Below are 854 nucleotides of genomic sequence, written 5' to 3'. Positions count from 1 at the left end.
GCAGGGGAGTTGTGCATCGGTGGTGTCGGTGTGGCACGTGGGTATCTGAACCGTCCGGAGCTGACGGCCGAGAAATTTGTGAAAGATCCGTTTGCCGGCGGGGAAGCCGGGTATGAGCGGATGTACCGCACCGGCGATTTGGCGAGATGGATGCCGGACGGCAACATTGAATATTTGGGCCGGATCGACCATCAGGTGAAAATCCGGGGGTACCGGATTGAGCTCGGCGAGGTCGAAACGCAGCTGCTCCAAGTAGCGTCCGTGCGAGAAGCGGTTGTCATGGCTCGTGCAGACGAAACGGGCCAAAAACACATGGTGGCCTACTATGTCGCGGGGCAAGAGCTAGGAGCCAGCGAGCTGAGAAGTGAGCTGGGCCGGGAACTGCCAAGCTACATGGTGCCGTCCTACTTTGTACAACTGGAGCAAATGCCGCTGAGTCCAAATGGAAAAATTGACCGCAAGGCCCTACCAGCACCGGAAGGCAGCCTGCAAAGCGGAGCCGATTATGTCGCACCGCGAACGTGGGTGGAAGTGAAACTGGCGCAGATCTGGCAGGATGTGCTGGGTCTCACGCAGGTTGGCGTGAAGGAAAACTTTTTCGAGATTGGCGGACACTCGCTGCGAGCGACGACACTGGCCTCGAAGATTCACAAGGAGTTGAACAAGCCGCTTCCCCTGCGCAGTATTTTTGAAGCACCCACGATTGAACAACTGGCAGCCGTTCTGGAAGGTCTGGATCAAGTGGTGTACGCGTCCATTCCGGTAACAGAAGAACGCAGCTTCTACCCGTTATCTTCAGCACAAAAACGACTGTATGTACTGCATCAGTTTGATCCAAGTGATGTGAACTACAA

Annotated in this window: 1 protein-coding gene; it reads left to right on the top strand. The window is 55.9% G+C overall.

Going from position 1 to position 854, the window contains the following annotated elements:
• A partial coding sequence (locus G9G53_RS25630) for a non-ribosomal peptide synthetase (protein WP_165150877.1) occupies nt 1-854 on the top strand: 854 nt, incomplete at both ends.

Source organism: Paenibacillus sp. EKM206P, assembly GCF_011066155.1.
GTDB lineage: Bacteria > Bacillota > Bacilli > Paenibacillales > Paenibacillaceae > Paenibacillus > Paenibacillus polymyxa_D.
This window is presented reverse-complemented; position numbering and strand designations above follow the sequence as displayed.